The sequence below is a fragment of the Idiomarina sp. genome, assembly GCF_048265525.1.
Lineage (GTDB): Bacteria > Pseudomonadota > Gammaproteobacteria > Enterobacterales > Alteromonadaceae > Idiomarina.
Genome location: NZ_JBLXBI010000001.1, coordinates 100550 through 123671 on the forward strand (window position 1 = coordinate 100550; position 23122 = coordinate 123671).

19 protein-coding genes and 2 tRNA genes are annotated in these 23122 nt (G+C 47.4%); 19 read left to right on the forward strand and 2 right to left on the reverse strand.

Annotation, left to right across the window (positions count from 1 at the left end; genetic code table 11):
- Positions 1-4: 4 nt before the first annotated feature.
- On the reverse strand, positions 5-736 hold the full coding sequence (gene cmoA / locus ACN0TF_RS00480; RefSeq protein ID WP_417440331.1) for a carboxy-S-adenosyl-L-methionine synthase CmoA: 732 nt from the start codon (positions 734-736) through the stop codon (positions 5-7).
- 116 nt (positions 737-852) lie between these two features.
- On the opposite strand from cmoA, the gene ACN0TF_RS00485 reads away from it, so the two are divergent.
- From ACN0TF_RS00485 to ACN0TF_RS00570, 18 genes are all read left to right on the forward strand, one after another.
- Complete coding sequence (locus tag ACN0TF_RS00485) at positions 853-2283, forward strand: diguanylate cyclase domain-containing protein (RefSeq protein ID WP_417440332.1); 1431 nt, start codon at positions 853-855, stop codon at positions 2281-2283.
- 74 nt (positions 2284-2357) lie between these two features.
- Entirely contained in the window at positions 2358-4127 is a 1770-nt protein-coding gene (gene aspS, locus ACN0TF_RS00490) for an aspartate--tRNA ligase (RefSeq protein ID WP_417440333.1), read from the forward strand.
- A 16-nt stretch (positions 4128-4143) separates the two neighbouring features.
- Positions 4144-4893, forward strand: coding sequence for a YebC/PmpR family DNA-binding transcriptional regulator (locus ACN0TF_RS00495; RefSeq protein WP_417440334.1), 750 nt, complete (start codon positions 4144-4146; stop codon positions 4891-4893).
- Positions 4894-5430: a crossover junction endodeoxyribonuclease RuvC gene (gene ruvC / locus ACN0TF_RS00500; RefSeq protein ID WP_110012732.1), complete on the forward strand. Its 537-nt coding sequence runs from the start codon at positions 4894-4896 to the stop codon at positions 5428-5430.
- A 12-nt stretch (positions 5431-5442) separates the two neighbouring features.
- Positions 5443-6060, forward strand: coding sequence for a Holliday junction branch migration protein RuvA (gene ruvA, locus ACN0TF_RS00505; protein WP_417440335.1), 618 nt, complete (start codon positions 5443-5445; stop codon positions 6058-6060).
- A 9-nt stretch (positions 6061-6069) separates the two neighbouring features.
- Positions 6070-7089 carry a Holliday junction branch migration DNA helicase RuvB gene (ruvB, locus tag ACN0TF_RS00510; protein WP_414018525.1) on the forward strand — a complete coding sequence of 340 codons (1020 nt, stop codon included), beginning with the start codon at positions 6070-6072 and terminating at the stop codon, positions 7087-7089.
- A 401-nt stretch (positions 7090-7490) separates the two neighbouring features.
- Complete coding sequence (ybgC, locus tag ACN0TF_RS00515; protein WP_417440336.1) at positions 7491-7901, forward strand: tol-pal system-associated acyl-CoA thioesterase; 411 nt, start codon at positions 7491-7493, stop codon at positions 7899-7901.
- A 3-nt stretch (positions 7902-7904) separates the two neighbouring features.
- Positions 7905-8615 carry a protein TolQ gene (gene tolQ / locus ACN0TF_RS00520; protein ID WP_011234334.1) on the forward strand — a complete coding sequence of 237 codons (711 nt, stop codon included), beginning with the start codon at positions 7905-7907 and terminating at the stop codon, positions 8613-8615.
- Positions 8612-9040 carry a protein TolR gene (tolR, locus tag ACN0TF_RS00525; protein WP_034819849.1) on the forward strand — a complete coding sequence of 143 codons (429 nt, stop codon included), beginning with the start codon at positions 8612-8614 and terminating at the stop codon, positions 9038-9040. Before tolQ ends, tolR begins: the two co-directional genes overlap by 4 nt.
- Before the next feature lie 2 nt (positions 9041-9042).
- Positions 9043-9960: a cell envelope integrity protein TolA gene (gene tolA, locus ACN0TF_RS00530; protein ID WP_417440337.1), complete on the forward strand. Its 918-nt coding sequence runs from the start codon at positions 9043-9045 to the stop codon at positions 9958-9960.
- An 11-nt stretch (positions 9961-9971) separates the two neighbouring features.
- Entirely contained in the window at positions 9972-11321 is a 1350-nt protein-coding gene (gene tolB, locus ACN0TF_RS00535) for a Tol-Pal system beta propeller repeat protein TolB (RefSeq protein ID WP_417440338.1), read from the forward strand.
- 61 nt (positions 11322-11382) lie between these two features.
- Positions 11383-11919 (forward strand): peptidoglycan-associated lipoprotein Pal, encoded by a 537-nt coding sequence (pal, locus tag ACN0TF_RS00540; RefSeq protein ID WP_417440339.1) that lies wholly within the window; start codon positions 11383-11385, stop codon positions 11917-11919.
- A gap of 68 nt (positions 11920-11987) precedes the next feature.
- Entirely contained in the window at positions 11988-12698 is a 711-nt protein-coding gene (gene ybgF / locus ACN0TF_RS00545) for a tol-pal system protein YbgF (protein ID WP_417440340.1), read from the forward strand.
- Between the two features lie 132 nt (positions 12699-12830).
- Positions 12831-12906 (forward strand) — tRNA-Lys (locus ACN0TF_RS00550).
- A 30-nt stretch (positions 12907-12936) separates the two neighbouring features.
- Positions 12937-13012, forward strand: a tRNA-Lys gene (locus ACN0TF_RS00555).
- 143 nt (positions 13013-13155) lie between these two features.
- A complete protein-coding gene (gene nadA, locus ACN0TF_RS00560; protein WP_114981589.1) occupies positions 13156-14196 on the forward strand; it encodes a quinolinate synthase NadA in 1041 nt (346 codons plus the stop codon).
- A gap of 138 nt (positions 14197-14334) precedes the next feature.
- Positions 14335-18801 carry a glutamate synthase large subunit gene (gltB, locus tag ACN0TF_RS00565; protein WP_417440341.1) on the forward strand — a complete coding sequence of 1489 codons (4467 nt, stop codon included), beginning with the start codon at positions 14335-14337 and terminating at the stop codon, positions 18799-18801.
- Positions 18801-20231 carry an FAD-dependent oxidoreductase gene (locus ACN0TF_RS00570; RefSeq protein WP_417440342.1) on the forward strand — a complete coding sequence of 477 codons (1431 nt, stop codon included), beginning with the start codon at positions 18801-18803 and terminating at the stop codon, positions 20229-20231. The genes gltB and ACN0TF_RS00570 overlap by 1 nt, the downstream gene beginning before the upstream one ends.
- A gap of 16 nt (positions 20232-20247) precedes the next feature.
- Here ACN0TF_RS00570 and ACN0TF_RS00575 read toward each other — a convergent pair whose 3' ends face one another.
- Positions 20248-21090, reverse strand: coding sequence for an SDR family oxidoreductase (locus ACN0TF_RS00575; protein WP_417440343.1), 843 nt, complete (start codon positions 21088-21090; stop codon positions 20248-20250).
- A gap of 68 nt (positions 21091-21158) precedes the next feature.
- On the opposite strand from ACN0TF_RS00575, the gene ACN0TF_RS00580 reads away from it, so the two are divergent.
- Positions 21159-23072 (forward strand): PilZ domain-containing protein, encoded by a 1914-nt coding sequence (locus ACN0TF_RS00580; RefSeq protein WP_417440344.1) that lies wholly within the window; start codon positions 21159-21161, stop codon positions 23070-23072.
- Positions 23073-23122 lie beyond the last annotated feature (50 nt).

A 23122-nucleotide genomic window follows, 5' to 3' on the forward strand; every position in this document is an offset into this window, starting at 1 on the left:
TCCCTTATTTAACGGCCAGCATGGCGGCAAAGTTAAAGCACTGGAACCAAACCGAGCTGTGTTGAAAACCTGCTTTTTGAAAACGCTGTTGATGAGCCTGCAATGTATCAACTTTCATCACGTTTTCGATTGCCGCTCGTTTTTGGCTAATCTCAAGTTCACTGTAACCATTGGCTCGTTTAAAATTGTGGTGCAGTTCAATGAGCAGGTCGTTCATAGATTCATCCGAATGGCGTACTTTTTCCGCGACTAATAACGCGGCGCCTTTATTCATACCATTAAAAATGTTCTGTATAACGTCATCTCTTTTATCCTGGCTAATAAATTGCAAGGTGAAGTTTAGTACGACCACTGACGCATTTTTAATTTCGGTTTCGGCTAGATCCTGACAGTGAAGCTCAACCGGAATCTGGCTTTTAAAGCCATCCAGATGCAGTTGCGCGCGTTCTATCATTGGTTGAGAGTTGTCTATTCCAATAATTTTGCAGTTTTCTGTCTGCTCGCACCCTTTACGCATAGCAAGGGTCGCTGCGCCCAATGAACAACCTAGATCGTACAAGCGACTATTAGGCTGAACATAGCGGCTAACAATTTGCGGCAACGTCTGTAAGATACTGGAGTAGCCCGGAACAGATCGGTTAATCATGTCGGGGAATACTTCGACAACCTGCTGATCAAAACAGAAGTCAGAGATGCTGGGCAAAGGCTTTGAAAATATCGTGTCATGTTGCGTCATAGAAGCTACTTTTATTCGATAAGAGTTCAGATTAATGGGCATTTTACCGATAAATGCTACTGACGCACAGGCAATATTCGACTAAAATCCGCGCTATTGCTGTGGAGGGTAAAACATTGAAACGAGCTTTAGGTGTAGTAAGTGCCATTTTTGTCACTTTTACTACAACCGTCTTTAATAGCCATGCAGGCCAGTCTGATAACTGGACCCAAGCCTATAAAGAGGTTCGTATTGGTGTGCCTGACCAAATGGAGCCCCTGGTATCAATAAAAGACGGTAAAGCCATAGGGCTCGATGTTGATTTAATTAAAAAATTCACCCAGAAAATTTCGGCAAACATAATCTGGAAACCTTGCGGGCATTGGCGTGACTGCCTTGAGGCGATAAAAAACAAAGAGATTGATGTACTGACCAGCGTTTCTTACTCCGTTGAACGCAATCAGTTTATGGATTTTACCCAAAGTTACTGGTCGACGCCCTGGGCTGTAGCTTCCATGAATACCACTCAACTGAGCAGCGGCAGTCTGCATTTGGAGCAGTTAACCGATAGCAAAATTGGTGTGGTCGAAGGTTACAATATAGTGCCGCAGTTGGCGCAGCTTCGTAGCGTTCAAACCGTTGAAGTGGGAGGCATACGTGAAGGTGTCAATTTACTGCGTAATGGTGCCGTTGATTATTATGTTGATAGTCTGCCGTTGTTGGTTCATGAACTGCAGGAACGGCCGCTGCCTGGCTCTGAGCTTTCAGTTATTGATGATGCACAAGGCGAAGAGCTTTATCTGGCGGTAAGAGATGACTGGAAACCTTTGGTCATGGCTTTAAATCATGGCATTGATGCGGTGACTGAAAGTGAGCGTAATGAACTAAAAAATAATTGGTACGGGTTTCATTTAGAGCAGGGCTGGAGCAATAAAGAATTACTTGATATTGCTATGAAAGTTGGCTCTGTCGTTTTATTAATTATTGTTGGCTTCGCTATATGGAATAGCCGTTTACGCCGGGAAATTAAATTGCGTAAAGCGGCAGAGAGGCGCATCCGGCATATCGCCACGCACGATGAGCTGACGGGCCTGCCGAACCGAAACTTAATGCAGGATCGTCTGGAGCAAACCATTAGTCAGAATGAAAGAGCGGGAAAACCTTTTGCCGTGCTTTTTTTAGACCTGGATGGATTTAAAAAAATAAATGACGAATTTGGGCACAGTTATGGCGATGAGCTCCTAATTCAGGCCGCGCACCGAATGGGCACGTTATTAAGACGTTCGGATACGGTATGCCGTCATGGTGGTGACGAATTTGTTATTTTGCTACCAACAGCGAATAGTGTTGGTTCATCACTGGCGGTGTCTCGTAAACTGGTTGTGCAGTTGGCTAAACCTTACAAAGTGAAAAAGCAACAACTGGAAATTAGTGTATCCATTGGCGTTGCACTTTACCCTAAGAACGGCACCAACACTGACGATTTGCTTCGCTCTGCGGACAAAGCCATGTACCGGGCAAAAGCCGCTGGTAAAAATGATGTACGTCTGGCTGGCGACGACGGATGACATTCGGCGTCAGTCCGCTATAATGTTGCGCTTCGTGAAAACATTCATTGCAACAGCTGGCAGGATAAACGCGCATGCGAACTCATTACTGTGGACAAATAAATGCTGAATTGGCGGGACAAGAAGTCACGCTATGTGGTTGGGTAAATAAACGCCGGGACTTAGGCGGCTTAATTTTTATAGATCTGCGTGACCGTGAAGGGATGCTGCAGGTTGTTTTTGACCCTGATCAAAAAGCGTTATTTGAAACAGCAAACAGCCTGCGTCAGGAATTCTGCGTGCGCTTAAGCGGCAAGGTTAATCGTCGTCCGGAAAGTCAGGTAAACAAAAACATGGCAACCGGCGAAGTTGAACTGCTGGCTACTGACTTAGAAATATTAAGTCGCTCAGAACCGCTTCCAATCGACTTTAATCAGCAGGTGAGCGAAGAAGCTCGTCTGCGTTATCGCTACCTTGATTTACGTCGTCCGCAAATGAACGAAAAACTTCAGTTTCGCGCTAAAGTAACCAGTGCGGTACGTCGTTTTCTGGATGACAGCGGTTTTCTTGATATTGAAACGCCAATGCTGACCCGCGCAACGCCGGAAGGCGCTCGTGACTATCTGGTACCAAGCCGTACCCACAAAGGTCGCTTTTTCGCGCTGCCACAAAGTCCTCAGCTGTTTAAACAGTTGCTGATGATGTCGGGCTTTGACCGTTATTATCAAATTGTTAAGTGCTTCCGCGACGAAGACTTACGTGCTGATCGTCAGCCTGAATTCACTCAAATTGATATTGAAACCTCGTTTATGAGTGCTGAGCAGGTCATGGAAATCACCGAGCAAATGGCTCGTGACCTCTTCAAGCAACTACTTGATGTGGACCTGGGTGAATTCCCGAGCATGACCTGGCATGAAGCCATGCGCCGCTTTGGCAGTGACAAACCAGACCTACGTAACCCGTTGGAGTTGGTAGATGTTGCTGATGTCTTAAAAGACGTTGAGTTCAAAGTATTTTCTGGCCCAGCGAATGACGAAGAAGGCCGTGTTGCTGCTCTTCGTTTACCGGGGCAGGCTGAAAACGTTTCGCGCAAGATGATTGACGAATACACACAATTTGTCAGCATTTATGGCGCAAAAGGTTTGGCCTGGATTAAAGTAAACGACCGCAGTGCAGGCCGGGACGGCTTGCAGTCACCTGTTCTTAAGTTCCTGCCGGACGACGTGATTGAGCCATTATTAGAGCGCACTGAAGCGCAAACTGGCGATGTTCTGTTCTTTGGTGCCGATAAAGCGAACGTTGTTGCTGAAGCACTGGGTGCTTTACGCCTGAAATTAGGTAAAGACTTTGAACTGGTCAGTAACGAATGGAAGCCGCTATGGGTTGTTGACTTCCCTATGTTCGAAGTTGCAGACGATGGCAGCCTGGCCGCGTTACACCACCCATTCACCGCGCCGGTCAATGTGACTCCGGAGGAGTTAAAAGCCAACCCGGCAGCCGCTATTTCAAACGCTTACGATATGGTGTTGAATGGTGTTGAGTTAGGTGGTGGCTCGGTTCGTATCCACGAAAACGCAATGCAGCAGGCTGTGTTTGAAGTTTTAGGTATTGAAAAAGACGAAGCGCAGGAAAAATTTGGCTTCCTGCTGGAAGCATTGAAGTACGGCACGCCACCACATGCAGGTTTAGCTTTTGGTTTAGACCGCCTGGTGATGTTAATGGTTGGCGCAAGCTCCATTCGTGACGTTATTGCCTTTCCGAAAACAACCACCGCGGCTTGTGTTCTGACCGACGCACCGGGTGCAGCGAACCCGGCAGCATTGCAAGAGCTGGGCGTAAAAAGTATTGTGAAGGAAGGCGAGTAATCAACAGAGGTGAAAAATGGCTGGTCATTCCAAATGGTCTAATATTAAGCACCGAAAAGCCGCGCAGGACGCTAAGCGCGGCAAAATCTTTACCAAGTTAATTCGTGAAATAACGGTCTCTGCCCGCGAAGGCGGCGGAGACCCTGAAACCAACCCGCGCTTACGTGCGGCTATCGATAAAGCCTTATCCAATAATATGAAACGAGACACCATCGATACCGCAGTCAAACGCGGTTCGGGTGATCTTGAAGGCGATAACGTTGATGAGCTGACTTATGAAGGTTATGGCCCCAACGGTGTGGCTGTTCTGCTTGAATGTATGACCGATAACCGAAACCGGACAGTGTCAGATGTTCGCCACGCGTTCAGTAAGTTAGGTGGTAACTTGGGTACCGAAGGCTCTGTCGCCTACTTATTTAATAAGAAGGGCGTTATTAGCTATTCTGACGGTGTGACCGAAGAACAGGTTATGGAACCGGCGCTGGAAGCTGGCGCGGAAGATATCCTTGCTTATGACGAAGGGAGTATCGATGTCATTACATCGCCGGAGAACTTCGGTGCAGTTAAAGATGCTCTGGATGCAAAAGGACTGGAAGCCAGCAACGCTGAAGTGACTCAGGTTCCTGACACCCGCGTTGATTTGGATGAGGAATCCGCACGAACCTTTTTAAAACTGCTGGATGCGCTGGAAGACTTAGACGACGTGCAGAACGTTTATCACAATGCCGATATCTCTGATGAGATCATTGCGCGACTGGACGACTAAGTGGCGATTATTCTGGGTATCGACCCGGGTTCGAGACTGACCGGCTACGGCGTTATAGAGCAGCGGGGGCGGCAACTGAATTACCTTGGTAGTGGTTGTATCAAGGTTATTGGTACCACTAAAGAGCCTTTAACTCTGGCGGAAAAGCTGCGTCGAATTCATGACAGCGTCAGTGAACTCATTACTCAGTTTAAGCCGAACGAATTCGCGATAGAACAAGTGTTCATGGCAAAAAACCCGGATTCCGCTTTAAAGCTTGGGCAGGCTCGAGGGGCTGCGATAGTAGCTGCCGCACGTGCAGAGCTTCCGGTAGCGGAATATTCAGCGCGACAAATCAAACAGTCTGTAGTGGGTAATGGTGGTGCAGAAAAGTCTCAGGTTCAGCATATGGTTATGGCCTTACTGAATTTGCAGCGTTGCCCTCAGGAAGATGCCGCAGATGCACTTGCCGTTGCCTTATGTCATGCTCACAGTTCACAAAACCTGATTAAAATGGCAGGCGCCGCGCGTAAAACTGTGCGTGGTCGTTTGCGCTAACGGAGTACAAAAGTGATAGGTCATATTCAGGGCGTACTAACCAGCAAGCAGCCGCCGGAAGTGGTATTAGATGTACAGGGCATTGGTTATGAAATTCAGTTGCCAATGACCTGCTTCTACCAATTGCCGCCAGTAGGGGAAACCATTAAGTTAATCACGCATTTTGTGGTACGCGAAGATGCGCAACTATTGTATGGTTTTATTTCTGCTTCAGAACGTTCACTGTTCCGGTTACTACTGAAAACTCAGGGGGTTGGTCCGAAACTGGCTCTGGCTATTTTATCCGGCATGTCAGCAGATGAGTTTGTCACGGCTGTGAACCAAAACGACGTTACTCGTTTGGTAAAATTGCCGGGTGTAGGCAAAAAGACCGCCGAACGTCTGGTGATTGAAATGCGTGACCGCCTCAAAGACTGGCAGCCGTCTACGCCATTTACTGATCGGGCACCGCTGGATAGTCAGGGTATGGATGCAGGAGAACATCCGGCCGATGCAAGAACCGATGCCATTAGCGCTTTGCAGTCACTTGGCTATAAAGAAAATCAAGCTGAAAAAGCCTTGCAAAAAGTGTACTCTGCAGAACATAACAGTGAGACCTTGATTCGACTGGCGCTAAAACAGCTGTCGTAAGGAAGCCCCATGATAGAAGCCGATCAAATACCAACTCAGCGGCTCATTGAACCCGACGTACAGGGTGAAGATGAGGCTGTTGATCGTGCCATACGGCCTAAGACTCTGGCGGATTATACTGGGCAGAAGCACGTCGTTGAACAAATGGGGATTTTCATTGAGGCCGCGCGCAAGCGTCAGGAAGCACTGGATCACCTTTTAATTTTTGGCCCTCCGGGGCTGGGTAAAACGACGCTGGCGAACATTGTGGCGAATGAGCTGGATGTGAGTATTAAAACAACTTCTGGCCCGGTTCTGGAAAAAGCCGGTGACTTAGCTGCATTGTTGACCAATCTGGAAGCACACGATGTTTTATTTATTGATGAAATTCACCGTTTAAGCCCGGTTGTTGAAGAAATTCTTTATCCAGCTATGGAAGACTATCAGCTCGACATTATGATAGGCGAAGGTCCTGCAGCGCGTTCGATTAAATTAGACTTACCACCCTTTACCCTTATTGGAGCCACCACCCGTGCTGGCGCACTGACGTCACCGCTACGTGACCGCTTTGGTATTGTGCAGCGTCTTGAGTTTTACGATGTTAACGAATTAACCGACATTGTTGCGCGGTCGGCTCACTTTATGAATGTTCGGATGCTTGATGGTGGAGCCCGGGAAATAGCACGCCGCTCAAGAGGAACGCCACGTATAGCTAACCGCTTATTGCGTCGGGTACGCGACTATGCAGAAGTCAGAGGTAATGGCGACGTTGATGAAGTGACAGCCAATGCGGCTTTGACCATGGTGGACGTTGATCAGGCCGGTTTTGATTATATGGATCGGAAGCTGTTATTAGCCATTATGGAAAAGTTTATGGGTGGGCCTGTGGGGTTAGATAACCTGGCAGCAGCGATAGGCGAAGAAAAAGATACCATTGAGGATGTGCTGGAACCTTACTTGATTCAGCAGGGCTTTTTACAACGCACGCCGCGTGGACGTATAGCGACTCCCAGAGCTTATCAGCATTTTGGGTTAAAGCCCGAGAAATAGATAAAAAAAAGCCCGCACATTGTACGGGCAAACAGAACAACAAGAAGGAAGTTAAATCCAGGGAACTATTACTGAATAAACTATCTCAGAAAAAGTGACAACCAATCTCTTCGTCTTTGATATGCCGGGTATTATAAAGTTAATCTGATTCTGATCAAACAAGAAAAATTAGATGTTCGCATTACAATAACTAATCTGTAAGTTGTGTTTTTTGTTCAAAAAAAGCGCAACATATTTATAACAAAATAGAAAAACCTTTAAAAATCATAGTATTGATATTTTGTTCTTTTCGTTCTGTCATAAAAAAAAGTCTGCTGACAAAATAACCAGTTGTGGTTTTAAGGGCTTCTTTACAAAATATTACACAAAGGTAACTTTTCGGAACTTTACTTGAGGTGGTAATGTCTCATTATGAATTTGAATGGCCTATCCGAGTTTACTACGAAGACACGGATGCAGGTGGTATCGTTTATTATGCTAATTATCTCAAGTTCATTGAAAGAGCCCGAACAGAGTGGTTAAGATCATTAGGGATTGAACAGGATACCTGGTTAGCTCACAATATAGCCTTTGTGGTTCGCAAGGTAGAACTGGATTTACGGCAGGCGGCTAAGTTTAATGCTGAACTAAGAGTCACTGTCAAAGTAACAAAGATTAAGAAAGCCTCTTTGGTTTTCGAACAACAAGTTTTGGCGAAGGATGGCAGTGTGCATTGTCAGGCAACAGTTTTGGCAGCCTGTATTGATAATCAGGCGATGAAAGCTGTTGCTATTCCGGAACCGATAATATCGCGTATTCAGTCAGGGGTTTAAAGCGTGGAAGCAGAACTATCGTTTATTGATTTATTCATGCAAGCCAGTTTATTAGTCAAGCTGGTGATGGTTATGTTACTGGCGATGTCGGTATGGGGCTGGGTGTTAATTTTTCAGCGCAAGAAAGTGTTGAAGCAGGCTCGAAATGACGCGCTAAAGTTTGAAGATAGATTCTGGTCAGGCGTCGATCTTGCACGCCTTTATCAGGAAATCTCGGCTCGTGCTAAAAATGCACGAGGAATGGAGTTACTGTTTCACGCGGGCTTTAAAGAGTACGCTCGGCTGCGTAACCACTCAACAACAAATACGCAGACAATGCTTGAAGGTGCGTTTCGTGCCATGCGCGTAGCTCACGCCCGAGAAACCGAAAAGCTGGATAATAACTTAGGTATTCTGGCAACTATTGGTTCTATAAGCCCCTATATTGGTTTGTTTGGAACGGTATGGGGAATCATGAACGCCTTTATCGCTTTAGGTGCCGTGCAACAGGCTACGCTGGCCATGGTTGCACCGGGTATCGCCGAAGCTTTGATTGCAACTGCGATGGGTCTTTTTGCCGCGATACCGGCCGTTATTGCTTACAACCGATTTACCACTAGTGTGGAAAAAGTTGATAATCAGTACATGAACTTTATTGATGAATTCATCTCAATTTTACAGCGGCAGTCTTCGGCTCAGGCAGGCAAAAGTAAAGTAGAGGGCGAAACGGTATGATGGTAATGCCGCGCAAGCGTCGTAAGCCGGTTGCGGAAATTAACGTAGTGCCGTACATCGACGTGATGCTGGTTCTGCTGATCATCTTTATGGTAACAGCTCCTTTAATCACCCAGGGGGTTAAAGTGGACTTACCAAAAGCAACGGCCGAGCCTCTTTCTGAAGAGAGCAAACCACCTTTGGTTGCATCGGTTGATGCTGAAGGGCGTTACTATTTAAATCAGGGAGATACTCAGGATACGCCCATGCAGGCTGATGAACTTGCAACTCTGGTTGCTGCTCACCTGCAAGTTGAACCTGATACTCCGGTTATGGTCAATGGTGATGGTGCGGTGTCTTATAACCAAATCGTGCAACTGATGGTGTTACTGCAAAGAGCAGGTGTGCCCTCAGTCGGTTTAATGACAGATTCGTCGGATAATTAGTTGTGGAAAAATCAGATAGCTTAACCTTACCGCTGATATATTCGATTGTCATACACGTTGCAATTGCGGGCGTGTTGTTGATTAGCTTTGAGTTTACACCCTCAACGCCGGAGGCGATGGAGGTGAATTTAGATCAGAGCGAACTGGATATGTCAGAAGAGATTGTTAGCGCGGTCACCGTTGATAAATCCAAAGTTCAGCAACAGGCGGATAAAATTCGTCAAAAGAAAGCGGAGCAAGAGGCGGCTGAACAGCGCCGTATTGAAAGACTTGAGCGGCGTGCTGAAGAGGCACGTAAAGCACGCGAAAGAGAAGAACAACGTAAAAAAGAAATAGAGCGTCAACAGGAATTAGAAAGACAAGAAGCTGCGGAAGCACGCAAACAGGCAGAGCGAGAAAGGAAAGAAGCTGAACGCCTGGCGCAGGAGCGTGCCAAAGCGGAGGCTGCGGCAAAAGAGGCCGAGCGGCGTAAACGCGAAGCAGAAGAAGCTGAACGTCGGGCTGAAGAAGAACGTCGTAAGCGTCTGGAAGAGCAGCGTAAGCGTGAACAAGAACAGCGTGAAGCGGCTGAACGTGAAGCTCAGTTGCAAAAAGAAATGGAAGAAGAGCGGGCGCGTCGGCAAGCAGCTCGTCGCCGACAGGTACTTAGTGAAGTTGAAAAGTATCAGGCGCTCATTCAGCAAACTATTCAGCGAAACTGGAATGTTGATGACTCAATGCGAGGCAAGTCCTGTGAGTTGACCATTAAGGTTGCGCCTAGCGGATTCGTTAAATCGGTGACAACGGGTAATGGCGATCCTAATGTCTGTCGTTCAGCACAAAACGCTGTATTAAAAGCTACAACGCTGCCGGTTTCTGAAGATCCGGAAATTTATGAACAAATGAGTACAATTAAATTGACTGTAAAACCGCAGTTGTAACAAGGTGACCGATGAAAAATATATTAATTAGAAGCATTTTACTCTTTGTTGCGCTAACCGCTTTTGTGCGTGCAGGGGTACTGGAAATCGTCATCACGGAAGGTATTGATACGGCGCGGCCGATTGCGGTTGTGCCTTTTCAGTGGAAAGGTGAAGGACAAGCACCAAACGAGCTTACCGATGTTATTGCTGCGGATCTTATGCGTAGTGGTAAATTTAATCCGATTCCTGCAAGTGCAATGCCACAACGCCCGGCTGCCGATGACGAGATAGATTACTCAGCTTGGGCTAAGATGGGCGTAGAAGCGATTTTAGTCGGTTCAATAGAACCCTATTCAGTTGACCGCTACATGGTTAAGTTTGAAGTTATTGATGTGCTCCGGGGACAAATTACCGGCGGTAATTCGCAAATGTTACGCAATGGCGAGTTGGTGCAGAGTAACGATCATGTTCTTGATTCTCGCTCCAGTGTTATTGATGGTGATCAATTTCGCTCTTATGCACATCGAATTTCAGATGTTGCTTACGAAGCGTTAACTGGCGAACGTGGTGCTTTCATGACAAAAATCGCTTATGTCACGGTAAACCACGATGATCGCTATCCATACAAACTGGCAGTTGCAGATTATGACGGTGCGAACGAGAAAATATTGCTGCGTTCACCCGAGCCGTTGATGTCTCCGGCCTGGTCTCCGGATGGTAATAAATTGGCTTACGTTAGTTTCGAGAATAAAACGGCAGAAATATTCATGCAGGATATTTATACCACCCGTCGCGAGAAGCTTACGTCGTTCCCGGGGATAAACGGTAACCCTGTTTTCTCGCCAGATGGCAAAAAGTTAGCTATGGTTTTATCTAAGGATGGAAATCCTGAACTTTATGTCTTTGATATTAAAACTAAGGACTTGCAACGTGTTACTCGTAGTCGTACGATTGATACAGAGCCGAACTGGACACCAGATGGTGAATCTTTAGTCTTTACCTCAGAAAGAGGTGGCAGACCGCAACTATATAGCGTAAATTTATCATCAGGTCAGGTTCGTCGGTTAACCTTTGATGGTGAACAGAATTTAGGTGGTACGTTAGTACCGTCTGGCGAAGATATGATTTTAGTGAACCGTACACGGGGTAACTATCATATAGCTAAGCAAGAGTTTCCGCGTGGAAATATGCAAGTTTTAACGAAAACGGCATTAGATGAGTCACCTAGCGTGGCGCCAAATGGCAGTATGGTTATTTACAGTACTACGCACAATAATAAGCAAGTGCTGGCTTTGGTTTCTATTGACGGACGTTTTAAAGCACGATTACCGGCAACCGATGGTGAAATTAAGTCACCGGCTTGGTCGCCATTTATGTAAAACAAAAGCCTGAATGGTTGAATTGTTGAATTGTTCGATAAAAACGATAAGGACGAAAAGGATGCAGCTTAATAAACTTTTAAAAGCTCTGGCAATCGTTGTACCAATGGCAACTCTGGCCGCTTGTAGCTCAAACCAGGAAACTGATTCAGGCGCGGGCGCAGGTCAGGAAACCAATCAACAAGCTGAGCAAGACTCAGGCGTTGAAGTCGGTGCAGCAGAACGCCAAAAATCGGCTGAAGAACAACGTAAAGAGAAAATGGAAGCGTTACGTAAAGAACACATCGTTTACTTCGCTTTTGATAAATCTAGCGTTCAGTCAGAGTACACTGACTTGTTATCAGCGCACGCTGATTACTTAGTTAAAAACCCATCTGTGAAAGTTGTTATTGAAGGTCATACCGACGAGCGCGGTACACCTGAATACAACATCGCGTTAGGTGAGCGTCGTGCTAAAGCGGTTGAGAGCTACTTGCACAACTTAGGTGTTCAGGATTCTCAAACCTCGACTGTTTCATATGGCGAAGAGAAGCCAATGGTAAATGAATCAAACGAACGCGCATACTCGAAAAACCGTCGCGCTGTTTTAGTTTACTAATTTAAAAGTAACGGATAGTAATGAGAAAAACGCTGTTAGCTGTATGTTTGTGTGTGCCTGGGGTTGTTATGGCCCAGGCACCTGTTTCTGGGCTGTCGTCTTCAGGTGACGTTGAGCAACGACTGGAACAAATCGAGCGCATGCTCGAAGCTCGTTCTAGTGCTCAGCTTGAAATGCTTAATCAGTTAGGTTCTCTGCAGCAAGATGTTGCTGAATTAAGAGGCATAACGGAAGAGCATGAATACCGTCTGGAGCAATTGTTGGAACGCCAGCGCGAGCTGTATCAGGAAATTGATCGTCGCTTCAGTAATTTGAAGACGAGCAATAGCCAGAGTGGAAGTACGGGCGATGATTACAATGACCTGGAGCAGGTACCGACTCAAACAGACAATAGCAGCTATTCTCCAAACCTTAGCGAGAATGATGCTTATGACAAGGCGATAGCTTTAGTCCTTGAAGATAAGCGTTACGATGAAGCGATACCTGCATTTGAGTCCTTTCTTAAGAACTTTCCAAACTCAACTTACTCTCCTAACGCTCACTACTGGCTAGGTCAGTTGTTTTTTGCGAAACGTCAATACGACGAAGCAAAACAGCAGTTTGAAACTGTTGTCAACGACTACCCTGACAGTAATAAACGTGGTGATTGTTTATTAAAGCTTGGTGCTATTGCCAGTGAACAAGATAAATCGGCAGATGCAAAAGCATATTACGATCAAGTGATTGAAGAATACCCTGAAAGTACCGAAGCTAATTTGGCAAAACAACGCTTAAATTAGTAACAACTGGGCAACATGTGTTCGTGAATTAAGCAGTCGCACAGTTTTTTTCAATTTTCAGTTGCATACGCGCACTATTTCAGTAAACTATGCCGCCGTTGCCAAGCAGAAACGGGCAATATTATTGGCGTTGGGTTGTTAGCTCAGTTGGTAGAGCAGTTGACTTTTAATCAATTGGTCGCAGGTTCGAATCCTGCACAACCCACCACGTCGCCGATAGAAATATTTACCAGAATTTGGGTTGTTAGCTCAGTTGGTAGAGCAGTTGACTTTTAATCAATTGGTCGCAGGTTCGAATCCTGCACAACCCACCACTTCACCGAATACCCCATTAAGAAAACCACTGAAACCATACTGATGAATTACGAGTTGTACTGACTTAGCTATAAGCGTCCCTTGAATTCCGCTATAATAGTCCTCACTTATTAAGAACACTTGGAAAATAAGCCGTAGTATCATGACCGAGATTCAAACTCTGGATAGCCTGGATTATACTTTTCCGCCAAAACCTAAACCGTTAAGCGCGGAAGAGAAGTCCGAAACCATTAATCGTATTAAGCAGCTTCTGATTGATGAAGACGCTGTATTGGTGGCTCACTACTACACGGACCCGGATATTCAGGCATTAGCCGAAGCAACTGGTGGCTGCGTGGCCGATTCTTTAGAAATGGCTCGATTTGGTCGCGACCATCCGGCAAAGAAATTGATTGTGGCAGGTGTTCGTTTCATGGGCGAGACAGCTAAAATTCTTACGCCTCATAAACAAGTACTGATGCCGACATTAAAAGCCGAGTGCTCCCTTGATCTTGGCTGTCCACCAGAAAAATTTGCTGAATTTTGTGATCAACACCCTGATCGGACAGTTGTCGTTTATGCGAATACTTCGGCAGCGGTAAAAGCTCGTGCAGACTGGGTAGTGACATCCAGTATGGCGCTTGAGCTTGTTGACCATTTGGATGCCAAAGGAGAAAAAATTCTTTGGGCACCAGATAAGCATTTAGGCGGCTATATTGCACGGGAAACCGGAGCTGATATGCTGCTGTGGCAGGGTGCTTGTGTCGTGCATGATGAGTTTAAAGCAAAAGCACTGCAGGATATGAAAAAGCTTCATCCTGAGGCGGCTATTCTCGTGCATCCGGAGTCTCCGGAGAATATTGTCGCGATGGCAGATGCTGTCGGTTCTACCTCGCAGCTTATTAAGGCGAGTCAGGAATTGCCGAATGAAACCTTCATAGTGGCAACCGACAAAGGCATTTTTTATAAAATGCAGCAGTTGCAACCGAATAAGACCTTTATTGAAGCTCCCACTGCCGGTAACGGCGCAACGTGTCGCAGTTGTGCGCATTGTCCCTGGATGGCAATGAACGGCTTAAAAGCGATAGAAGAGGCGTTAACGGACGGTGGAGAAACACATGAGATTCATGTCGATGAAGCTCTGGGCAAAAAAGCCATGGTGCCGCTAGACCGAATGCTGGAATTTGCAGCGACTTTAAAGTGATATGAAAGGCTCCTTCGGGAGCCTTTTTGCTTTTTGTCTATACAACATATTTGTAACAATAATAGCCCCAGTGCCTACCGAAGCTGATGCCTGCATGGTAATCTAGCTTTATTGAATAATTATTCGAGTGGTATAAGCATGGGACTTTATGATCCAGCTGATGTCCGTGATAACTGCGGCTTCGGCCTTATCGCTGATATTAATGGCGAAGCTCAGCAAGGTTTAATTTCTACCGCAGTAAAAGCGCTGGACCGTATGCAACATCGTGGTGGTATTGGTGCCGACGGTAAAACCGGAGATGGCTGCGGTTTGCTGCTGCAAATGCCGGAGCAGTTTTTCCGCCACTACGCAGAAACTGAAGGTTGGCAGCTCAGTAAGAAATTCGCTGTCGGTATGGTATTTTTTAGCCGCGATAAAGATAAGCGTGAGTCTGCCCGCCATCTTATTGAGCAAGAGCTGCAACGAGAGACTTTAGCGGTCACTGGCTGGCGCAAAGTTCCGGTCAACAACCAAGTACTGGGTGAAGGTGCTAAAGTCTCTGAGCCGGTCATTGAGCAGGTTCTGGTGTCGGCTCCGCCGGGCTGGCGTAAAAAAGATTTGGAAAGACGCTTGTATATGGCCCGAAGACGCATCGAAAAGCTGATGCCTAATCAGGACGAGCTCTATATTTCGTCGTTGTCGAGTCTGGTCTTAGTCTATAAAGGTTTAATGATGGCAGCTGACTTGCCAGCTTATTACACCGACTTAGCTGATGCCGAAATGAAAACCTCAATTTGTGTTTTTCATCAGCGCTTTTCCACCAATACAGAACCGCGCTGGCCGCTGGCTCAGCCGTTCCGGTTCCTTGCCCACAACGGTGAAATTAATACTATACGTGGGAATCGCCAGTGGACGCAGGCAAGAGCTTATAAATTCCAGACCCCCTTACTGCCTGACTTACAGGACGCAAAGCCACTGGTGGGACTGTCAGGGTCCGATTCTGCGTCGTTAGACAATATGCTGGAGCTGTTACTAGCCGGTGGCATGGATTTATTCCGGGCAATGCGGCTACTAATTCCGCCGGCATGGCAGGGCGATGCCACTATGTCGGACGAAATGCGGGCCTTTTACGAGTTTAACTCCCTGCATATGGAGCCCTGGGATGGGCCTGCCGGCGTGGTTATGAGTAACGGTCGGCATGTGGCCTGCAGTCTGGATAGAAATGGTCTGCGTCCGGCGCGATATGTTCTGACCCGCTCGGGTATCCTGACCATTGCTTCAGAAGTGGGTATCTGGGATTACGACGAGCAGGAAGTGATTGAGAAAGGCCGCTTAGGACCGGGACAAATGATGGCGGTGGATACCTATACCGGCAAAATTTGGTATAACGACCAAATTGAAGAAGAACTAAAGCAGCGTCACCCTTATAAACAATGGCTGGAACAACACCGTCGTCACTTAATACCGTTTGAGCGCAGCCACGCCGACAAGCTGGGTAAGCGTTTGTATGACGACGAGACCATGCTGGTTTTTCATAAAGCGTATTTGTACTCCGAAGAAGAAATACAGCAAATTATCAGTGTTCTGGCCAAAGATGGTCAGGAAGCTGTGGGTTCTATGGGGGACGATACACCTACCGCAGTGCTTTCAAAGCAGCCGCGTTTGCTTTACGACTATTTCCGCCAGCAGTTTGCGCAGGTGACTAACCCGGCTATTGACCCTATTCGTGAACGTCATGTTATGTCGCTTTCCACTATCATTGGTCGTGAGCATAACGTATTTAACGAGGCATCAGGGGATGCCGACCGGGTGGTATTTGAATCACCTATCCTGATGTACACCGATTTAAAACAGCTACGCGAACTTGATGAACAACATTACCGGGCAGCCACTTTATCGCTTGGTTTTGAACCGAAGCAGCAAAACCTGCAACAAGCCATCGAGAGTTTGGTTGAGCAGGCAAAAGCCGCGGTTAAGGATGAGCAAACGGTTATTCTGGTTCTCAGTGACAGAGATTTACAGCGGGAACAGCTGACGATACCGGCAGCCATGGCCGTTGGGGCGGTGCAACAAGTGCTGGTGAAGAATGATCTTCGCTGTGACTCAAACATTATTATTGAAACCGCATCCGCGCGTGATCCGCACCATATGGCGGTGTTAATAGGCTTAGGTGCCACTGCGTTTTATCCCTACCTTGCGTATGAAACCGTGGAGCAACTGGTCGCCCGGGGCAAAGTTCAGCTGGACATAAAAGAAGCATTGCTCAACTACCGTAAAGGCCTGAATAAAGGCTTACTGAAAATACTTTCGAAAATGGGTATTGCGACAGTGGCGGGTTACCGGGGCTCTTCCTTGTTTGAGGCGGTTGGGTTGAACGAAGATGTGCGTCGTCTTTGCTTTGAGAACGTACCAGCACGCATTGACGGTACCGGCTTTGACGATATACAGCAGGATCTTCAGCAGAGCTTCCATCGCGCCTGGTTAACACGAAAAAAACTGGCTCAGGGCGGTTTGCTAAAATATGTGCACGGTGGGGAGTACCACGCTTATAACCCGGATGTTGTGACATCACTGCAACGCGCGGTAGCAAAAGGCGAGCAGCGAGATTACGACGTTTACGCTAAGTTTGTTAATGAGAGGCCGGTGACTCACCTGCGTGACTTGCTCAGCATTAAACTGCCTGAAAAAGCGAAAATTAAAAAAGAAAAAGTGGAAGCCAAAGAGCTTCTGTTTCAGCGTTTTGATACGGCGGCTATGTCGATAGGCGCGTTAAGCGCTGAAGCGCACGAAGCCTTAGCTATTGCCATGAATACTATTGGCGGGCATTCAAATTCTGGTGAAGGCGGAGAAGATCCGAAACGCTTTAACAACGCAAAAAACTCGCGAATTAAGCAAGTGGCCTCGGGACGTTTTGGCGTCACGCCGCATTATTTGGTTAATGCCGACGTTATACAGATAAAAGTTGCGCAAGGGGCAAAACCTGGCGAAGGCGGTCAGTTGCCCGGCGAAAAAGTCACAGCGGAAATTGCCCAATTGCGCTATGCAGTTGCTGGTACTACCTTGATATCGCCGCCACCGCATCACGACATTTATTCCATTGAAGATTTAGCCCAGCTGATTTTTGACTTAAAGCAGGTGAACCCTAAAGCCTTAGTTTCAGTCAAGCTGGTTTCTACGCCTGGCATTGGCACCATTGCTACGGGGGTTGCAAAAGCGTACGCCGATTTAATTACTGTGTCGGGCTACGATGGCGGAACCGGTGCCAGTCCCATGACCTCGGTCAAGTATGCCGGCTCGCCCTGGGAGCTTGGTTTGGTTGAGGTGCACGAAGCCCTGGTGGCGAATAACTTGCGCCACAAAATTCGGTTGCAGGTCGATGGCGGCTTAAAAACCGGTATGGATATTGTGAAGGCGGCTATTTTAGGCGCTGAGAGCTTTGGTTTTGGCACCGCCCCTATGATTGCTCTGGGGTGTAAGTATTTACGCATTTGTCATTTGAACAACTGTGCAACAGGCGTTGCTACTCAGGATGAAACCCTGCGACGGGAGCATTTTTCCGGCTTGCCGGAACGCGTGGTGAAACTGTTTGAGTTTATGGCGGAAGAGGTGCGCGACATTCTCGCTCAATTGGGTCTGGAAAAGTTAACCGACGCGATTGGCCGGGTTGATCTACTGGAACGGCTGACTGGTGAAACCAAACGTCAGCAGCAGTTACAGTTAATTGCCTTGTTGCAGTCAGCCGGGGTTCGCTCAGAGCATTCTTTATATTGCACCGAGAAGAACCCGCCGTTTGATCAGGGCAAGCTGAACCAGCGATTGCTGGAGTTGTGCAAAGAGTCTATCGATAAGCGCAGCGGAGGTCATTGGTCTTTGACTATCCGTAATGACGACCGTTCGGTTGCTGCAAGTGTATCGGGTTACATTGCCAGCCAGCATGGAAATCAGGGAATGGCAGTTGCGCCAATTACCTTAGGCTTTATTGGTACCGCCGGACAAAGCTTTGGTGCATGGAATGCCGGGGGCTTAAAGCTTCATCTGACCGGAGACGCCAACGACTACGTTGGGAAAGGTATGGCCGGTGGTGAAATTACTATTAAGCCGCCAGCAGGCTGTCGTTATAACACGCACGAAGCAGTCATTATGGGCAATACCTGTCTGTATGGCGCGACTGGCGGAAAACTTTATGCTGCCGGTTGTACCGGCGAACGTTTCGCGGTGCGTAACTCCGGCGCGACAGCTGTGGTAGAGGGTATTGGTGACCATGGTTGTGAATATATGACCGGCGGTATTGTGGTGGTACTGGGTGAGTGCGGCATCAACTTTGGTGCCGGCATGACCGGCGGTTTTGCTTATTTAAGAGACAGCGACGGCGACTTACACCGTCGGCTTAACCACGAATTGGTTGAAGCCGTTGCCGTGGATACCCCGATTATTCAGGAACACTTGCGTGGTTTAATTCATGAGCATCACGAAGCAACTGGAAGTCACTACTCGCGCGAGTTATTAAACAACTTCGAGCAAGTAGTGGACAGCTTTTATATCGTCAAACCAAAAGCGGCAGATGTGAAAGAGCTTTTAGGGCATCGAGCGCGGTCAACCGCAGAATTACGTGTGCAGGTGATGTAATGAACAAGAATATTTATCAGTTTTTGGACGTGCAGCGCATTGATCCGCCGAAACGTCCGGTTGAAGAGCGCCGCATTGAGTTTAAAGAAGTTTATGATCCAATGCCCGACGTGCAGCTAAAAGGCCAGGCAGATCGTTGCCTGGACTGTGGAAACCCATATTGTGAGTGGCAATGCCCGGTTCACAACTATATTCCTCAATGGCTGGAGCTGGCCAACGAAGGGCGGGTTATTGAAGCCGCTGAGCTTATGCATAAAACCAACAGCCTGCCTGAGGTTTGTGGCCGGGTATGTCCTCAGGATCGTCTGTGTGAAGGTGCCTGTACACTGAATGACGGTTTCGGCGCAGTAACTATTGGCAGTATCGAAAAACAGATGGTCGACGAAGCCTTTAAACAGGGGTGGCGGCCAGACTTAAGCGGCGTGACTCAGCGTCAGGAACGGGTTGCTGTTATTGGGGCAGGGCCTGCCGGTCTTGCCTGTGCTGACGTATTGACGCGTAATGGTGTCAAAGCTGTAGTTTACGATCGCTACCCGGAAATTGGTGGCCTGCTAACTTACGGCATTCCGCCATTTAAGCTGGATAAAGCGGTAATGACGTTGCGTCGTGAAATATTCACTGACATGGGCATTGAGTTTAAGCTGGGTGTCGAAGTGGGAAAAGACATCAGTTTTGCTGAGCTGGAAGCCAATTATGATGCGGTATTTCTAGCTCTGGGAACCTATAAAGCGTTGGATGGAAAATTAAAAGGTCTGGATGCAGATGGGGTTTATCCGGCATTGCCGTTTTTGATTGGCAATACACAAAAACTTATGGCTCATGAGCCTATGTCGCAGTATCCGTTGATTGACATTAAAGACGAGACCGTGGTTGTGCTTGGTGGTGGCGATACCGCGATGGACTGCGTCAGAACTTCAATAAGACAGGGGGCGAAGTCGGTTGTCTGCGCTTATCGTCGGGATGAAGGCAATATGCCTGGGTCGCGTAAAGAAGTGCAGAATGCTCGTGAAGAGGGAGTCTCTTTTGAGTTTAATTTGCAACCGCTGGAAGTGATTACGGACAATTCAGGTAAGGTTAGCGGCGTGAAAATGGTACGCACTGAGCTTGGCCCGGCTGATGAAGATGGTCGCCGGCGTCCACAGCCAGTGCCTGATTCAGAATTCGTTATGCCGGGTACTGCGGTCATTATTGCCTTTGGCTATCAACCTAACCCGCCGGAATGGTTACAACAGCATAAAGTGGAGCTAAGCGACTGGGGCACCGTGCTGGCTACCGGTGACACGGAGTATGCTATGCAAACCAGCAACCCGAAAATATTTGCCGGTGGCGATATGGTGCGCGGCGCAGATCTGGTGGTGACGGCGATAGCGGAAGGGCGCAACGCCGCGGAGGGAATGCTCGATTATTTCGACGCCGTAGACGCCGTATAAGTTATGGGCAGCGCAATCAGCGCTGCCATTGTTTAATAATCGGCGCATAACCTTCGCGAAAATTCGCATACTGAAGTTGGTAACCACTGTCTTTCAAACCCTTGTTCATACAGCGTTTAGAGCCTCTTGGACCAACGTCTGTATCAATGCTTCCTGTCAGCTCAATTCCAAGCTGCTCAGCCAGCCACTGGTAAACTTCGTATTGTTTGACCGGTTCATCGTCATTAACCAAATAAACAGGACTGGGCTGATTAACCTGGGTAAGTAAATGCACAATAAAGCCAGCGACATCATCTTGATGTATGCGGTTGGTCCAGCTGTCACGAAGCTGAACATTGCCTTGACTTAGTTGACGCAGCAAAAAGTCACGTCCTTCTCCGTAAATACCACTGCAACGAAGAATAGAGGTTTGCCCCGGTAAGGCATCGATAATGGATTCAGCCTGCAATAGAGCTTTACCAGAGTCTGATGTAGGCTCAGTTGCACTGTTTTCATCAATCCACTCTCCGCCGCGTTGTGCGTAAACGCCGGTGCTGGAAACGTAAATAATATTAGGCTGATGCCTTTGCTGCGACAGTACCTGTTGCAGGTGACGACAGGGAACGACATAGCCCTGATGATAGCTATCTTCTGCGCCTTTTGCAGGAGTCAGGGTAATGACAACATTATCCCATTTTTTCCGAAACAGTTGGTAAAGCTCTTGTTCACTGTTTAAGTCTGCTGCAACTAAATTGACCCCTTTGCGCACCGGCTTGCTCTCCGGGGTTCTGCAAACTCCGGTGACCTGCTCGTTTTGCCCGCTCAGCCTTTGCGCAACGCGGTCTGCAATATCGCCGTAACCGAGTAAAAGCGTTTGCATGAAGATCCTCTTGGCGTTAATGTAAAAGAAATGTTGAACTTAATATAGATACTGACCAATAGCCCATTATGAGCAGTGACCCTTCAATAGAAAGTCTGATTGATGAGCTTAAAACAGATTATCACCGCTCTCAATTTGAGTCTCTGTTTAAACGTAAAACAAAACACCTTAGCGGGCCCGAAAGGCTGCAGGCGCGTATGCGCATTACCGAATTAGCGAAACCGGCTTTGGGTGTTATCGACCTTCGCAAGAAAATTCAGTCCGAAATTGAACCCTACCCTTTTCAGGGGCGCGTACATTATTTTGATATAGCAGCGAAACGGTTATTTGAAGACGGCTTACGGCTATATAAAGGCGTTTTTACAAACGACACAAAACAGCAGATATTAGCGTTAAAAACACAACATCAGCAGTTGGCGGAAGACAAAGCCTTAGCCCAGCAGGAACAAGAGAAAGCGCTTGCCAGTTTCGTGGCAGGGCGTAAGTACCAACGTTGTGAGCAACGCATTAACCTGGTTAGCGCCGTGACCATGGAGCTGGCCGACGGCCAGGAATTCAGTGCGATGACTGTGGACATCTCTAATAATGGACTGCAGTTAAAGCTAGGCTTTGATCCCCAGCTAACCGGTTTGAAGTATGCACGATTAAAAATTTATTTTTCCGGGCTTAGCGACGACTTTGTGTTTGACGCAACCCAGGAATATGAATACAGGGTGGTTGGGCTTAAAGAAAAAGACTTCTGTCTTTACTTACGCTTAAGGCGCATGGATGAAACTGGCGATGACGAACTTGGCCGGTTTTTAGCGGCTATGTTGAGCAAGTCTCGGCGTCGCTATAAAGTCAATGTTGAGCATTTAGCCCAGAGGATTACAGCCCGGGGGCATGAAAGCTACTGGTTTGATGCCATTCAGGCTGTGCCAATCATTCTAAAAGCTGGCTCAGCGAGCTGCGCGTTAGTTCAGACAAACTCAAATCAAACCCTGCTGAACAGCTGGCAGCAACACCAGAGTGACCTTATTGCGGAGCTTATTGAGCAACCATGGGTTCAATCTGTGGTAAATGAGTTGCGAAAATCCAGGAAACCAACACGCCGACAAGTTACCTTGTTTCGTATTAGTCTGCCCATAAATAAAGTCTGGCGTGAGTACTTACTGCCGCTGCAGGCTATACAAAAAGAAAAAAGTTTAATTGCTACGCTAAACGCATTGCGTGCGGCGGGTTACGGGGCAAGGTGTTATCAACTGACGCTCACTTACAGCAAAGACGATGAGCTAATCTACGGCGAATTGAATGCGATAAAAACACCACTTTGGCGCGAACATTCCAATGAGAGTCTGAAATTATCTGTGCTACAGGAATACCGAGCCAGAGGAGCTAAAACCCTGGCTTGTAAACTGCTCAGTCCGCAAGCGTCAGCAGAGCAGAACATGTTTCGTTACGCTTTATCCAGCGCTTTGTTTTTGTATAAAAACGGCGTTGACTGGGAGCCTCAACTGGCCGCATTAATGTCTATTGCCGAAGGTTTACCGAAATTGTTTGATGACACTGAATTTTGGTTAGCAAACAACGAACGCTTACTTGGCGGACGGCGCCTGAGTTCAGAGTTAAGAAAGGCATTGCGTCGGGTATCGGAGAACAGCAGTTTGTCGCCGCGTATATTACTGTTAAGAGTTACTCAGGCTACTCAGAAAGACGGCGTTATGGGGCGAGAAATAAGCGAGTACGACAGCTTTGAAGAGGCGGCAGAATACATTCGCTTTCTTGATGAAGATGATAACTTTCTTGCGCTTCTGATATCAGGACAGCCATGCCAGAATAAAATATCAGCCGAATTGATGACAGATTTGTCTTATATTCAACGCTACCTGCCGCATCGGGCTAAAGAGCTTGAAACCAGTTTTAAACAACTTCGCGCCGTGATGACACTGACAGACGTGACTCAGACTCTAAGCGGGCTTGCGCAACTAACGGAGCAGTCATAAAGGTAACTGTTTTCTGCTCCTGCGCGTGGCTTTCCATCCTTCGTTATATA